We start from the raw sequence: 14127 nt of genomic DNA on the forward strand, positions 1-14127 counted from the left end.
CCGCTGCCCTGCCGCGTCGCAGCGGCCAGGACTTTTGTTCAGGACGACTCCGCCCAGCGGTATGTCTCGTCGACACGGCCACCCGCACGGGCCCAGTTGCCGTCTGCAATCTGTCCGGTGTCGATGACGCTCATCCCCGCCCGTCGCACCGAAAGCGGAAGCACGCGCTCGAGCGCGTGAGCAAGCGTGCCATCGATCTGGCCTCCTTCTTCTTCGAAAGACTCGCGCGTGAGCCCGAGACCCAGCAGCGGTTCGAGCGCCGCCATTCTTGCCCAGAACATGGTGCCCGCCGCGAAACGATATCGCGCTCCCCTCGCGTCGAATCCGAGCGAAGTCGCGAGTTCGCGCACGCGGGCATCGTTCGATCCGCGGAAGCGGTCCGACCACACCATGTGTCCGGCCGGACCGATCATGCCGACCGACGGACGCGATTCGAACGCAAACAGAACACGGCGTGGGCATGGGTCTTCACCCAGTAGCTTGTCGAACAGATCTCTTCTCCAGGCGTCCCCGTCAAGACGGTGCAGCGACTTCTTCGAGTGAATCTTGCACACGAAGCGGCAGCCGTCGGCACGCGCTCGGGCGAGCAACTGCACGAAAGGTAGCAGATCACGGCCGCGATTTTCCAGCCGCTCTATCACCGCCCCGGGAAAGAGCGCGCGGATTGCGTCTTCGCATGCCGCCGCAGCGTATTCGCCGATGGACACGTAAAGCCTGAATCCGTCCGGCAGATGCGCGAGGTACTCGCTGATCTCCGGCCATAGTTCCGGATAGTGCAGATGCAGGATCACGGCAATGTCCCGCCCATGGGGCTGCCAATCTTCATGCATGGCGGCACCGAACTGTTCGAGCACCTGGCGCGTCTGTTCGAGATAGGCGAAGCCGTTGTCGCAGTCTGGCTCAAGCACCGCGCCATGCAGCCAGTCGTTCCACGATTGCAGAAAGACAAGAGGCGTGCGGTCAGGTTGGCTGACAGCGCGAGCGCATGCCTGGTGCAGAGCCGCCGCATATCGGGAAGGCGCCGCATCGGCGGAAATCCGCGCATGCTCGCGAGCGAGCGGGCTGTCGTCCATGGCTGCAGCGACTGCCGGGTAAGACGTCGAATGTCGCTTCTCATCACCGAGCAGGAGCCGTGCATCATCTGCATATAGCGAGACGGCGCCGGCGAAGGTCGAGTTGAGCAGCGTCGGCTGCATGCGCGTATCCGCCTGTCCCGGCCAGAGGCGCACCTCGGCATCGTAACCGGCGCCAGTAGGAACAGGCCCCGACACCGCGACCAGATGAACGTCGTCTATGTCAGTTTCAGCGAGCCAGGCTCGCCATTGCGACGCGTCGCCGTCAGTGGCCGACGCATCGACGAGGACCACCGGCCGTCCATCAACCTTGAGGCAGCGCGGATGCGTCAAGACCTGACGCCACGCCGTCGTCGAGGTCGGCTCGCTGCGGCGGTCAAAATGAACGCATACCTGCAGAGGCATGCCCGGGTCGTCCATTAGCGCGAACACCTCTGCCGCGGTTGCGCCATCGCCGCGACGTTCCGGGCCGGCTCCGGCATCGATGCAAAAGGCCCCAATGCCGTACCCGGCAGCAAGTCTCGCTTGTTCGATCGCAAGTTCTCGATCCGTGCGCGCGTAACAGCCGAACATCGCTGGCACTCTGGGCTGCCTGTGCCCGATGAATTGCGCCTGACTGCCTGTCACCGCTGCCCAGTTCCACTCACTGCTCCAGCGATACACGGCGACGGCAACAACGCGGCTTGGCGTCAGGCCGCCGACCAGACGCTCACTGTATTCCGGATGATGCGCCGCTCCCGTGGGCAGGAACGCGCGACGCAACCCGTCACGCGCGTACAGCGGCATTCTTACGATGAGCCGCTCCGCCGCCTCAACCTCATCCTTACCGACACGCTCGCCCATTGCGGCAGCGGCTGCGAGGGCGCGCGCGCCTACCACCTCTAGCACGGCAGACGCGGCACGAAGCATCGCCGTTCGGCCGCATAGCGAACGAACACGCCGCGTCCAGACGCTGGATTGAAAGCGCAGGACCGATTGCAAACGATTCAGTCGCGCGATGTCCATGGATCTCATGCCGGGCGATGCGTCCAACGCGATATGGCCCGACGGGTGGCGTCGAGGAAAGCGTGTTTGTAACGCATATCCGGTTCCAGGTGATTCCCCTCTCCCCACTCGTTCCACGCGTTGACGAAAACGATGCGCTCATCGCCGCAAGCGAAACGATCCGTATAGGACAGCGCCCGGTCCAGCCATGCTTCGTACGCCTCGGGGGATGCGCCGAGGAAAATGTGCCCCGTATTCTGCTTGCGTGCGGTGTTGTCCCACGACGGCATCGTGCCGCGGAACATCGGATATCCAGGATTGGGCTTCGCCAGGCAGACTTCGGCGGTGGCCTGGTAATCGAACAGCGCTCCGCGAAAGGCGGACGCGAGACCTTGTACATCTCCGGCGAAAGGCACGCCGCAGCCATGAGGTGGAAATTCGACGCTCGCATCGAAATCGAAATCAGCGGGCTTCTCACCGCGCGCCCAGCTGTCGAACGATTGCACGTACGCCAGGTACACGTCACCCAGTCCTGCCTCGCGCGCCATGCGCCGCCAGGTTGCCGCCGCTCTGCGCGGTTCCGGAAGCAGCGAAATGCGGTAGATAAGAACGAGCGGCTTCCCGTTGACGCGAATGTAGCGTTCGTCTCTCAGAAGCGGCAGCCAGTCACGGAAGAGCGCGACCTCATCTTCCTGCGTATAGGACTGTCCAATCAGAAGAGACGACTCCAGACCGTCCCAGCGACGCGTCCAGTTTTCATTGGCCCAGCAGATGCAGAACGGGAAGTTGGGCTTTCCGGTGTCGAGTACTTCCTGGAGTGGCCGTTCGAGAAGGCGATGACCGCTGAACCAGTAGTAGTAGTAGCAAAAGCCGGCGAGGCCGGCGTTGCGCGCGAGATCAGCCTGCGCTTGCCGGACTTCCGGCACGCGAAGATCGTAGAAACCGAGGTCGGCCGGGAGGTGAGGCTGATAGTGACCCTCGAAGTTCGGCCTCGCCTTCGAAACGTTGGTCCACTCAGTGAAACCCTTGCCCCACCACTCGTCGTTTTCGCGGATGGGATGGTATTGCGGAAGATAAAACGCCAACACGCGAATATCCGAAGCGGCGCGCGCCAGTGCGTCCGGTGCAGCCGAACGATCAGACTTCGCCGAAACAGAAATCGCAGGTGCAGGTGCAGACGGGGTCTCCTGGCATGCAAAGCGGGCTTCTGGTTCGAACACGATTGGATCGTTGCTCTGCCAGAGGGTGCGCATCAGCGCGTCAATGGCCGTCGCCCGAGGCTGCGTCCGGGCGGAATTCGCCGCGCGCAGCAGGACGTCGCGGCGAATCAGCACGCCAAGGTCGGTTGCGGCCGGCACGCGCCGGCTCACGCTGTAAGACGGATCGCTTGCGTCGTCGCCCTCGCCGAGACGGCGGAACGTCCCGTCAGGACTCCATGATGCGCCGGACTCGATTAGCGTCGCGTCTACTCGAAGAATGGCAGCGCATGCAGCGGCAGCCAGGACATCCGTGCGTAGCCGTCGCACGAGCGCGTCTATCGCGCCGGCCTGTGCTTGCACCGCGTCAGTCGTCAGCAACACGAATTCGCCGCGCAATTCCTGCGCGAACGCGTGGATGCCGTCCAGCAAGTCCGCTTCGGAACGGACCTGCGACCGACGCAAGCCCGGCAGCGGGTCGAGCGCTGCGTCGGCCTCTCCGCAACCGATGACACCGAATTCGATTGACTCTGGCACAACAGACGCGCGTTGCAGCGCAATCAGGGTCTCACGTGCAAGACGCGCGCCCTGGCGGTGAATCAGCATCACCGAGACTGTGGGCGCTTCGCCTGAAGCGAGAGTCGTCCCGCCGACATCGTTCATGAAAGAACCGTCGGTGGCGTTCAGCAGCGTCAACTGCGAAACCAGCGCGGCACGCGCCTCAGTGTTATCGCCTCGCACGTTGGAGCCTACTGGCCTTGTTCCGAGAACGTGCCGCGCGACTCGCGACCATAGGCCCGCCACGCCTTCGGTACGCAGCAGCCTGAGCGCATAACGCGACACAGCAGCTGGCCCGCCTGCGGCGGCAACGACGTTGCGCGCGCGACGGACGGTGCGCATCCTTGCGAGAAACGCGTCTTTCATGGCTGATGCAGTTGCATCGACATGTTCATGTCAAGCAATCCGAAGAAGGACGAATCGGGACTCACGACGAGATGAATCGAATCGTAGCGGCGGTCGTGCGGAACGATGTTCTCGCCCTCTCGCGTCGCGATTCCGAGCGAAATAAAGTAGTCGCCCTGCCCGAGTTTGCAGTCCAGGAACACCGTTGCCCGCATGCGCTCGCCGGCCCCGCCCATGTTGCGCACTTCGTCGCAGGCAAGTAGCTCCGAATTCGAGCCGAAGACCGTTACGCCTTCTTTCGTTTTCACGGTGACGCCAAGTATCGGCCGCACGAGTGTCCGCTCGAACGTCACGGCCACGTCGAGACGAAGGCGCGCGCCGGATTCGACCGAATGGGGATATTCAACGCCATCGCTTTCCAGCCGAAAATCGCTGATAACAGCGGATCCATCGCCCCATCGGTATTCGTAGGGGTTATAACCGGGCCGTTGCGCGAAGGCGTCCTGATCGAAAATCAGCTTGCCGGCCCCGACATCGATACTTTCGTCGATCCGTTTCTTGCCCTTGCCGTCCGCGCCGCCTTCGTCTCCATCGCCGTTCGACGCTTGCGCGCGCTTGCGGTTACTGTCTCGTCCGAACAGAAGATCGAGGTACCTGTTGACGATTTCGCGCGGCTTGCCTTCCTGCAGCATCTCGCCTTGGTCGATCAGCACTGCGCTGGAGCAATGAGTCACGATCTGCTCGCTGCTATGCGTGACAAGCAAAATACTGGTGCCGTTGTCCTTTAGTTGTTTGAGGCGGTCGAAACACTTGGCCTGGAAGCGCGCGTCGCCCACGGCGAGCGCTTCGTCCACGATCAGGATCTCCGGGTTCGTCTGAGCCTGAACGGCGAACGCGAGACGAACCATCATCCCGCTGGAGTAAGTCTTGACGGGCTGATCGACGAACGCGCCGATGTCAGCGAATGACACGATGCTGTCGAAGCGCTCATCCACTTCCTCGGAGCTGAGTCCGAGCAACGAAGCGTTCAAGTACACGTTTTCGCGGCCTGTGAATTCGGGATTGAAACCCGAACCAAGCTCCAGCAAGGCCGCGACGCGACCATGCACCGACACCGAACCCGTCGTGGGCGTCAGCGTACCGGCAATGATTTGCAACAGCGTGGACTTGCCCGAGCCGTTACGGCCCACGATGCCGACCGTTTCTCCTCTCGGAACCGTGAAGCCAATGTTCTTCAGTGCCCAGAATTGGCGAAACAACTGGCGGCGCCGGCCGACCAGCATCTGCAGCAAACGGTCGCGTGGGCGCTCGTAAATGTTGTAGCACTTGCCGACGTCGCGGATTTCAATCGCGGAATCACTCATAGGTCTATTCTTTCCGTGTCTGCGCTCAAAGGATGTCCGCGAAGCCGCCGCGCGTCCGCTGGAACCAGGCGTAGCCGAACCATGCGGCGATGTAGCCAAACACGAAATACTTCAAAATGCCGAGCCAATCCAGCGGATTACCCCAGATCAGCGCGTTACGAAGTTGCTCGATGACGAAGGTCAAAGGATTCCACTCGATGAGGAATCGCAGTTCCTCGGGCACCGATGTCGTCGGATAAAAGACGGGCGACAGGAACATCAGCAGCGAAGTGACGATGGACATGAGTTGGCCGATGTCGCGCAGAAAGACGCCGAGGGACATCAGGAACCAAGTCACGCCCGCAATCAGAAGCACGTAGGGAACGAGGATCAGCGGAACTGCCAGCGCGCTGATCGGAAGATGCTGCTGCCATAGCAATATCCCGCCGATCAAAATCAGAGACGCGATAAAAGTGTGAAACAGCGCAGTTCCAATCGTGATCCACGTCAGCGTCTCCAGCGGAAACACCACCCGTTTCACATAGTTCGTGTTCGCGACGATCATGCCGGGCGCGCGGTTGATGCACTCGGCCAACAACCCGTGCGTCAGCACGCCGACGAACATGACGACCGCAAACTCGAAGTGACTGGTCGACGCCGGGCGCCACTTGGACTTGAAAACCACTCCGAAGACGAACGTGTAGACGCTCAGAAGCAAAAGCGGATTCACGAACGACCAGAATAGGCCGAGGAACGATCCTTTATATCGGCCCGACACCTCTCGTTTGACGAACTGATATATCAGTGCACGCTGGCTCACGAGCGAATCGATGACTGCAAGGGGATTCCGATAGCTGTAACGGCTCATTCAATCCTTTTCTCTTCAAAGCTGTATTGCACGCGCCCGCACGCGGGGGCGCGAGCGTCAGGCGCCAGCGAGCTGGTCGATGATTTGCCGCATGCATACGTCCCACTCGGGACGATGCAAGCCGAATCGCGCGTCGAAGCCTGAACAGTCGAGGCGCGAGTTCGCCGGACGACGTGCTGGAAGCGGATACTCCGACGTCGCGATCGGAATGACGCGGCGCGCCTTGATATCGAACTGACCAACGGACCGCGCATAGTCGATAAGCGCTTCCGCGAAGCCGTGCCAGGTCACGCTTCCCGCCGCTGCCATATGGAAGCGGCCACTACGGAAGCGCCCGTGACGCCGCTCCGCCTTTGCCTGTGCGATACATTGAGCCGTCAGGTCGGCGATCAGCCGCGCGCTCGTCGGCGCGCCGGTTTGATCACTCACGACGCTCAGTTCCTCGCGCTGTGCTGCCAGCCTGAGCATCGTCAAAAGGAAGTTCTTGCCGCGCGCGGCATAGACCCAGGTCGTGCGGAAAATCAGGTGATCGCAACCGGACGCGACAATCGCCTCTTCACCACCCAGCTTGGAACGTCCGTAGGCATTAAGCGGTGCCGGTGCATCGACTTCCTTCCAGGGCTGGCTGCCGTTTCCGTTGAAGACGTAGTCCGTCGAGAAATGCACAAGCAGCGCACCGATGCGCCGCGCCGCTACCGCCAGTTCGCCGACGGCCTCCGCGTTGATTCGCCAGGCAAGCGCTTCCTCCTGCTCGGCCTTGTCGACGGCTGTATAAGCGGCTGCATTCACAATGACATCCGGACGGTGCGACTCGACAAGTGTCGCCACGCGCTCTGGCTCTGCGAGATCGGCGTCCTGGCGGGTCGCCACGATCACCTGTCCAAGCGGCAACAGACTGCGCGCGAGCTCCCAGCCGACTTGCCCGTTTGCGCCGATCAGCAGCAGCTTCATGCAAACACCTCTGCGTCGGCCAGCAACGCACCGTTGCGGTCCTTTTCCGCGATGTTCAATTCACCCGCGACCGGCCATTTGATGCCGAGTTCAGCATCGTTCCAAAGCAAGCTCCGCTCAAACTCCGGATACCAGTAATCCGTCGTCTTATAAAGAAACTGCGCCGACTCCGACAGCACGACGAATCCATGCGCGAACCCCGGCGGCACCCACAATTGCCGATGATTCGCTTCCGACAAATTCACGCCCACCCACTTCCCGAAGTTCGGCGAGCTCTTGCGGATGTCCACAGCGACATCGAACACTTCGCCTTCGACCACGCGCACGAGCTTCCCCTGCGCATGCTGAATCTGATAGTGCAAGCCGCGCAGCACGCCCTTCGCGGAGCGCGAATGGTTGTCCTGGACGAACTCGACACCCGCCTCAACCTGCTCGGCGAACTCACGCGCATTGAAGCTCTCGTAAAAGAAGCCGCGCGCATCACCGAACACCTTTGGTTCGATGATCTTGACTTCTGGCAACGCCGTTGCCGTTACCTGGATGGCCATGCGACTTGGTCCTTCGGAAGATTGAGCAAATATTGACCGTAGCCGTTCTTCGCAAGCGGCTTCGCGAGCGCGAGCAGTTGCTCGTCGCCGATCCACTGCTTGCGGTAAGCGATCTCCTCAGGACACGCCACCACGAGACCCTGCCGCTTCTGCAGCGTAGCGATGAAGGTCGCCGCTTCGATCAGCGAATCGTGCGTGCCCGTGTCGAGCCACGCATAGCCACGACCCATGATCTCGACATCCAGCCTCTGCTGTTCCAGATAGCGCGAATTCACATCCGTGATTTCAAGCTCGCCGCGCGGCGATGGCTTGATGTCCGATGCAATATCGCAAACATCCTTGTCGTAGAAATACAGGCCCGTCACCGCGTAATTCGAACGCGGCTTCGCGGGCTTCTCCTCGATGGAGAGCGCGCGGAATTGCTGATCGAACTCGACGACCCCATAACGCTCCGGATCATGCACGTGATACGCAAAAACCGTCGCGCCATCGGTGCGCGCATCGGCGCTTTCCAGCTGCTTCGCGAGATCGTGGCCGTAGAAAATGTTGTCGCCGAGAATGAGCGCGGACGGATCATTGCCGACAAAATCCTTGCCGATGATGAATGCCTGCGCCAGCCCGTCCGGCGACGGCTGCACCGCATACTGGATATTCATGCCCCACTGGCTGCCATCGCCGAGCATCGACTCGAAGCGAGGCGTGTCCTGCGGCGTCGAAATCACCAGCACATCACGAATGCCAGCGATCATCAGCGTCGACAGCGGATAGTAAATCATCGGCTTGTCGTACACGGGCAGCAGTTGTTTCGATACCGCGTGCGTGATCGGATAGAGCCGCGTGCCGGAACCGCCGGCGAGAATAATGCCTTTGCGCGCCATGCCCCGCTCCTTATGCCCGCTGACCGTAATTCGTTTCGACCCACTTGCGGTATTCACCGGAAGCCACTTCGTCGGCCCACGCCTGATTGTCGAGATACCACTGAACGGTCTTCGCCAAACCGGTTTCGAACGTCTCAGCCGGCTTCCAGCCGAGTTCGCGCTCGAGCTTGCGCGCGTCGATGGCGTAACGGCGGTCATGGCCGGGCCGATCCGTCACATACGCGATCTGATCGCGATACGAACCGCTCGCCTTCGGCTTCTTCTGGTCGAGCAGATCGCACAGCGTGTGGACGACTTCGAGGTTCTTCTTCTCGTTCCAGCCGCCGACGTTGTACGTCTCGCCGAGCTTGCCTTTGGCCAGCACTTCACGGATGGCCGCGCAGTGATCGCCCACATACAGCCAGTCGCGCACGTTCTGACCATCGCCATACACCGGCAAGGGCTTGCCCGCGAGCGCGTTGGCGATCATCAGCGGAATCAGCTTCTCGGGGAACTGGTACGGGCCGTAGTTGTTCGAGCAATTGGTCGTCAGAACCGGCAGCCCATAGGTGTGGTGATACGCGCGCACCAGATGGTCCGAGCCGGCCTTCGTCGCGGAGTACGGGCTGTTCGGCGCGCAAGGCGTGGTCTCGGAGAATTGCGGATCGGTGGCGGACAACGAGCCGAAGACTTCGTCGGTCGAGACGTGCAGGAAACGGAACGCTTGCTTCTCGGCCTCCGGCAGCGCGTTCCAGTACGTGCGCGCAGCTTCGAGCAACGTAAAGGTGCCGACGACGTTCGTCTGCACGAAATCGGCCGGACCGTGAATCGAGCGGTCGACGTGGCTTTCCGCCGCGAAGTGGACGACTGCGCGCGGCTTGTGCTTCGCGAACAGTTCGTCCATGGCTGCGCGATCGCAGATGTCCGCACGTGCAAACACGTGACGGGCGTCGTCCTTCAGAGATTTTAGGGTGCCGAGATTGCCCGCATACGTCAGCTTGTCGACGTTGAGCACGGGTTCATCGGAGCCTTCCAGCCAGTCAAGAACAAAATTGGCGCCGATAAAACCGGCGCCGCCCGTCACGAGAATCATAAATACCCTTTTAACTGCGTTCAGTCAGAATGAAACCGAACACACACTCGAATGTGTGGAAAAAATTGCGCACCGAACGGGATTCCGCACATGTTACGGAATCTGTGACCGATCGAGATTACAGCGCCCGCCGTCCGGTCAAACGTCGATTATAAAGGTACGAAGTGCAAAAACTACACGGCTAACAACTTGATACAGCTAGCATTCGGCCACGGACCGCCCTCGCGGTAAATATTTGTGGGCAAGCCGGATTCATCGCTTGGCCGATAACACCTTGCAATAACTTGATGCGACGTTTATTCACCTATTGCCCCACACGCCCGACGTGCAACGCAAAAAACATTCAATGACCGACGCACCCGCTCCTCTCGCCCGCGCAACCACCGCTCTTCCCGCCCCGCTGGTTTTCGGCGACCTTCAAGGCTGCTGCGATCCGTTCCATCGCCTGCTGCAAAAGGCGGCGCCGTCGCCGGAAACGCCGCTCTGGTTCGCCGGCGATCTCATCAACCGCGGCCCGAAATCGCTCGAAACGCTGCGTGAAGTCATGGCGCTCGGCTCCCGCGCAACTGTCGTGCTCGGCAATCACGACCTGAACCTGCTGTCCGTCGCGGCCGGGCTGCGCAAGCCGAAGAAAGGCGACACGCTCGACGATATCCTCGCCGCGCCCGACGTCGACGATCTGATCGAATGGGTGCGGCACAAGCCCGTCGCGCATTACGAAAATGGCGCGCTGATGGTTCACGCGGGCGTCGTGCCGCAATGGGACGTGACGATGACGCTCGAACTCGCGCACGAACTGGAAACCGCATTGCGCGCGCCGAACTGGAAATCGACGCTGGCCGAGCTGTACGGCAACGAGCCGCATCGCTGGGAAGATTCGCTCAAGGGCATGGATCGCTTGCGCGTGACGTACAACGCGCTGACGCGCATCCGTTTCTGCACGGCTGACGGCGCGATGGAGTTCGCCAACAACGGCGGCCCGGACTCCGCGCCGCCCGGCTATATGCCGTGGTTCGACGCGCCGGACCGGCGCACGCAGGACGCGACGATCGTCTTCGGACATTGGGCCGCGCTCGGCCTCATGATCCGCGACGACGTGCTATGTCTCGATTCGGGCTGTGTCTGGGGCAACAAGCTCTCGGCGGTCCTGCTGACGAGAAATCCCGCCGAGCGCGTGGTTACGCAGGTGAGTTGCGCGATGAAGAAGTGACAGGCTGAACGACCGGCGTATCCATTACGACGGCCGGCGCCCCGCGCATCCGCTCGAGCGCGGCCTGAACCGCCGCCTGCGCCTCGCTCGCCAACAAGCGCCGGTCCGCGCCCGGCGCGAGCGGGCTGCACACGTAGAGATGCGCGGTGACCGGCCCGCCGCGCAAGAGCGCATCGAGCGAATCGTTGAGCGACATCTCGCCGATATAAGCGGGCGCGGTCGTCTGCAAGCCGCGCGCATCCTCGTACATGAGGCAGACGGGCTGCACCGGACACGAAGCCGACACCGCCGCCTGAAACATGTTCGCGTGGAACGGCAAGAGCGAAACGCCGTCGCTCGTGGTGCCTTCGGGGAACACGAACATCATTTCGCCGGCAAGCAGACGGTCCGCCAGTTCGTGCATGATGCGCTTCGCGTCGCTGCGCTTCTCGCGCTGCACGAACACGGTCCCGAGCTGATGCGCGAGCCACCCGACTACCGGCCACTTGCGTATCTCGGCTTTCGAGACGAACGGCGTCGGCCGCCACGCGTTGATCACATAAATATCGATCCACGAAACATGATTGCCGACGACGAGCACGCCCGCATCGAGCCGCGCGTCGTCGTTATGCACGACGAGTTTCATGCCCGCGAGCCGCAGCATCTCCAGCGACCATGCACGGTTCATTGCCATGCGTTCGCCCGCGGATGCACGCGGAAAGCGCCGCGCCACGATCCACACGCCGACCAGCAGATGGACCGCAAGGCGCAGCTTGCGCAACACGAACTTCATGCTTCAGCGCGTTTCGAAGGCGAGATGTCCGCCGACGATCGTCGCGCGCACGCGAGCCGGCAGTTCGTAACCGAGGAACGGCGAATTGCGGCCCTGGCTCCTGAGCTTGGACGGATCGACGCGCCACGACGCATCGGCATCGAACACGCAGACATCCGCGAGCCCGCCGGTCGCGATGCGTCCGGCCGGCAGCTTGAGCACATCGGCGGGAGCGGCCGTGATGCGCGCGAGCGCCTTTGCGAGCGGCACGTTCGCCTCGCGCGCCCACTTCACCGTCAGCGAAAGCAGGAGTTCGAGGCCCGTCGCGCCGGGAGTCGCTTCGGCGAACGGCAGAAGCTTTTCGTCGTCGTCGAGCGGCGTGTGGTCGGAGCAGATCGCGTCGATCGTGCCGTCCTGCAGGCCCGAGCGGATCGCTTCGCGGTCGCGTTGCTGGCGCAGCGGCGGATCGAGGCGGAACTGCGAATCGAAGTAGCCGATGTCGAGGTCCGTCAAATGCACGTGGTTGATCGTCACGTCGCACGAAACGGCGAGCCCTTCGGCCTTCGCCGCGCGCACGAGCGCCACGCCCGCCGCCGACGACAGATGCGACAGATGCACCCGCGCACCGGTCACGCGCATCAGTTCGAAGATGGTATGCAGCGCGATGGTTTCCGCCGACACCGGCACGCCGGACAAGCCGAGCCGCGACGCCAGCGCGCCGCTCGCCGCGACGCCGCCGCGCGCCATGTACGCGTCTTGCGGACGCAGCCACACGGTGTAGCCATACGTCGTCGCGTATTGCAGCGCGCGCAGGAGCGTGCGCGTATCGACGATCGGGTTGTCCGCCTGCGAAAAGCCGATGCAGCCCGCTTCCGTCAGTTCGACCATCTCGGTGATGCTCTCGCCCTTCAGCCCGACGGTCAGCGCGCCCAGCGGATACACATGCGCCTGATGCAGCTTCTGCGCGCGGAACTTGAGCATTTCGACGAGGCCCGGCTCGTCGAGCGTCGGATCGGTGTCCGGCGGGCAAACGAGGCTCGTCACGCCGCCGGCCATCGCCGCGGCCATTTCCGATTCGAGCGTCGCCTTGTGCTCGAAGCCCGGCTCCCGCAGCCGCGCCGACAAATCGACGAAACCCGGCGCGACGTACAAGCCCGTCGCGTCGATGATCTTCGCCGCGTTGAAATCGGCGGGCGCGTCGCCGATCGCGACGATCCTGCCCGCCGCAATGAATACGTCCTTGCGCGCTTCCGTGCCCGCAGCCGGATCGATGATCGTGCCGCCTTGAATCTGGATCTTCATGTCGTTTTCGTTAATCGCTGTTGCCGGCCACAATGCCCATCACCGCCATGCGCACGGCGATGCCAAACGTCACCTGATTCAGAATCACCGACTGCGGGCCGTCGGCCACTTGCGAATCGATCTCCACGCCACGATTCATCGGCCCCGGATGCATGACGATCGCATCGGGCGCGGCGAGCGCGAGCCGCTCGGGCGTCAGGCCCCAGCTCTTGAAATACTCCTGCGCGGACGGCAGGAGCGCGCCGCTCATGCGCTCGTTCTGCAGGCGCAGCATGATGATCACGTCGACGCCCTTCAGCCCTTCGTCGAGGTTGTGATAGACGTGCACGCCCATCTGGTCGAGATTGCCCGGCAGCAACGTGCGCGGACCGATCGCGCGCACTTCCGGCACGCCGAGCGTGGTCAGCGCGTGAATGTCCGAGCGCGCAACGCGCGAATGCAGGATGTCGCCGACGATCGCCACGCGCAGCTTCGTGAAGTCGCGCTTGTAATGGCGGATCGTGTACATGTCGAGCAGACCCTGCGTCGGATGCGCGTGACGGCCATCGCCCGCATTGATCACGTGCACGTGCGGCGCGCAATGCTCGGCAATCAGATACGGCGCACCGCTCGACGCGTGACGCACGACGAACATGTCGGCGTGCATCGCGGAGAGGTTATTGATCGTATCGAGCAGCGATTCACCCTTGCTCGTCGACGACGCGTTGATGTTCAGATTCAGCACGTCCGCCGACAGCCGTTTCGCGGCGATTTCGAACGTGGTGCGCGTGCGCGTCGAGTTCTCGAAGAACAGGTTGAACACCGATTTGCCGCGCAGAAGCGGCACCTTCTTCACTTCGCGATCGGTCACGCTCACGAACTGCTCGGCGGTATCGAGGATGTGCGTGACGATGGAGCGCGGCAAGCCTTCAATGGTCAACAGGTGCTTCAACTCACCGTTCTTCGTGAGTTGCGGATTGCCTTTCAGAAAGCCGTAGCGGAACTTGTCGCTGGCCTTGTCGGAATGCTGCGCGCCAGTCTCGGCTGCGCTCTGGGTGGCGGTGTTCAT

Annotated in this window: 12 protein-coding genes; 1 reads left to right on the top strand and 11 read right to left on the bottom strand. The window is 62.2% G+C overall.

All coding sequences use genetic code 11. From position 1 onward, the window contains the following. Positions 1-38: 38 nt before the first annotated feature. Genes BG57_RS02145 through rfbB form a run of 8 tightly spaced genes read right to left on the bottom strand, consistent with a single transcriptional unit; the run spans position 39 to position 9816 of the window. The gene (locus BG57_RS02145; RefSeq protein ID WP_035959781.1) at positions 39-2078 is read right to left on the bottom strand and encodes a glycoside hydrolase family 99-like domain-containing protein; all 2040 of its coding nucleotides are present in this window, start codon (positions 2076-2078) and stop codon (positions 39-41) included. 5 nt (positions 2079-2083) lie between these two features. Continuing rightward, positions 2084-4177 carry a glycosyltransferase WbsX family protein gene (locus BG57_RS33550; RefSeq protein ID WP_206539420.1) on the bottom strand — a complete coding sequence of 698 codons (2094 nt, stop codon included), beginning with the start codon at positions 4175-4177 and terminating at the stop codon, positions 2084-2086. After that, a complete protein-coding gene (locus BG57_RS02155; RefSeq protein ID WP_229753886.1) occupies positions 4174-5619 on the bottom strand; it encodes an ABC transporter ATP-binding protein in 1446 nt (481 codons plus the stop codon). The genes BG57_RS33550 and BG57_RS02155 overlap by 4 nt, the downstream gene beginning before the upstream one ends. Continuing rightward, on the bottom strand, positions 5546-6367 hold the full coding sequence (locus BG57_RS02160; protein WP_035959785.1) for an ABC transporter permease: 822 nt from the start codon (positions 6365-6367) through the stop codon (positions 5546-5548). The genes BG57_RS02155 and BG57_RS02160 overlap by 74 nt, the downstream gene beginning before the upstream one ends. Positions 6368-6424: 57 nt before the next feature. Then, positions 6425-7318 (bottom strand): dTDP-4-dehydrorhamnose reductase, encoded by an 894-nt coding sequence (gene rfbD / locus BG57_RS02165; RefSeq protein WP_035959786.1) that lies wholly within the window; start codon positions 7316-7318, stop codon positions 6425-6427. Further along, positions 7315-7866 carry a dTDP-4-dehydrorhamnose 3,5-epimerase gene (gene rfbC / locus BG57_RS02170; RefSeq protein WP_035959787.1) on the bottom strand — a complete coding sequence of 184 codons (552 nt, stop codon included), beginning with the start codon at positions 7864-7866 and terminating at the stop codon, positions 7315-7317. Before rfbC ends, rfbD begins: the two co-directional genes overlap by 4 nt. Continuing rightward, positions 7851-8744, bottom strand: a complete 894-nt coding sequence (gene rfbA / locus BG57_RS02175; RefSeq protein ID WP_035959788.1) for a glucose-1-phosphate thymidylyltransferase RfbA — start codon at positions 8742-8744, stop codon at positions 7851-7853. The genes rfbC and rfbA overlap by 16 nt, the downstream gene beginning before the upstream one ends. 10 nt (positions 8745-8754) lie before the next feature. Further along, positions 8755-9816, bottom strand: a complete 1062-nt coding sequence (gene rfbB, locus BG57_RS02180) for a dTDP-glucose 4,6-dehydratase (RefSeq protein ID WP_035959789.1) — start codon at positions 9814-9816, stop codon at positions 8755-8757. Between the two features lie 346 nt (positions 9817-10162). Here rfbB and BG57_RS02185 point away from each other — a divergent pair, with 346 nt between their 5' ends. Then, a complete protein-coding gene (locus BG57_RS02185) occupies positions 10163-11026 on the top strand; it encodes a symmetrical bis(5'-nucleosyl)-tetraphosphatase (RefSeq protein ID WP_035959790.1) in 864 nt (287 codons plus the stop codon). Here the strand turns inward: BG57_RS02185 and BG57_RS02190 are convergent. From BG57_RS02190 to BG57_RS02200, 3 genes are read right to left on the bottom strand one after another with little or no spacing between them, the layout of a single operon-like run. Beyond that, a complete protein-coding gene (locus BG57_RS02190; RefSeq protein WP_035959792.1) occupies positions 10995-11798 on the bottom strand; it encodes a lysophospholipid acyltransferase family protein in 804 nt (267 codons plus the stop codon). The genes BG57_RS02185 and BG57_RS02190 overlap by 32 nt on opposite strands. A 3-nt stretch (positions 11799-11801) precedes the next feature. After that, a complete protein-coding gene (locus BG57_RS02195) occupies positions 11802-13079 on the bottom strand; it encodes a dihydroorotase (RefSeq protein ID WP_035959898.1) in 1278 nt (425 codons plus the stop codon). 10 nt (positions 13080-13089) lie between these two features. Beyond that, positions 13090-14127, bottom strand: coding sequence for an aspartate carbamoyltransferase catalytic subunit (locus BG57_RS02200; RefSeq protein ID WP_035959793.1), 1038 nt, complete (start codon positions 14125-14127; stop codon positions 13090-13092).

This window comes from Caballeronia grimmiae, assembly GCF_000698555.1.
Lineage (GTDB): Bacteria > Pseudomonadota > Gammaproteobacteria > Burkholderiales > Burkholderiaceae > Caballeronia > Caballeronia grimmiae.

Excerpts from the sequence above, each read along its gene's own strand:
- BG57_RS02160 (WP_035959785.1), bottom strand. The coding sequence starts at position 6,367 with ATGAGCCGTTACAGCTATCGGAATCCCCTTGCAGTCATCGATTCGCTC.
- BG57_RS02145 (WP_035959781.1), bottom strand. The coding sequence starts at position 2,078 with ATGGACATCGCGCGACTGAATCGTTTGCAATCGGTCCTGCGCTTTCAA.
- BG57_RS33550 (WP_206539420.1), bottom strand. The coding sequence starts at position 4,177 with ATGAAAGACGCGTTTCTCGCAAGGATGCGCACCGTCCGTCGCGCGCGC.
- rfbB (WP_035959789.1), bottom strand. The coding sequence starts at position 9,816 with ATGATTCTCGTGACGGGCGGCGCCGGTTTTATCGGCGCCAATTTTGTT.
- BG57_RS02190 (WP_035959792.1), bottom strand. The coding sequence starts at position 11,798 with ATGAAGTTCGTGTTGCGCAAGCTGCGCCTTGCGGTCCATCTGCTGGTC.
- rfbD (WP_035959786.1), bottom strand. The coding sequence starts at position 7,318 with ATGAAGCTGCTGCTGATCGGCGCAAACGGGCAAGTCGGCTGGGAGCTC.
- BG57_RS02200 (WP_035959793.1), bottom strand. The coding sequence starts at position 14,127 with ATGAACACCGCCACCCAGAGCGCAGCCGAGACTGGCGCGCAGCATTCC.
- rfbA (WP_035959788.1), bottom strand. The coding sequence starts at position 8,744 with ATGGCGCGCAAAGGCATTATTCTCGCCGGCGGTTCCGGCACGCGGCTC.
- BG57_RS02195 (WP_035959898.1), bottom strand. The coding sequence starts at position 13,079 with ATGAAGATCCAGATTCAAGGCGGCACGATCATCGATCCGGCTGCGGGC.
- rfbC (WP_035959787.1), bottom strand. The coding sequence starts at position 7,866 with ATGGCCATCCAGGTAACGGCAACGGCGTTGCCAGAAGTCAAGATCATC.
- BG57_RS02185 (WP_035959790.1), top strand. The coding sequence starts at position 10,163 with ATGACCGACGCACCCGCTCCTCTCGCCCGCGCAACCACCGCTCTTCCC.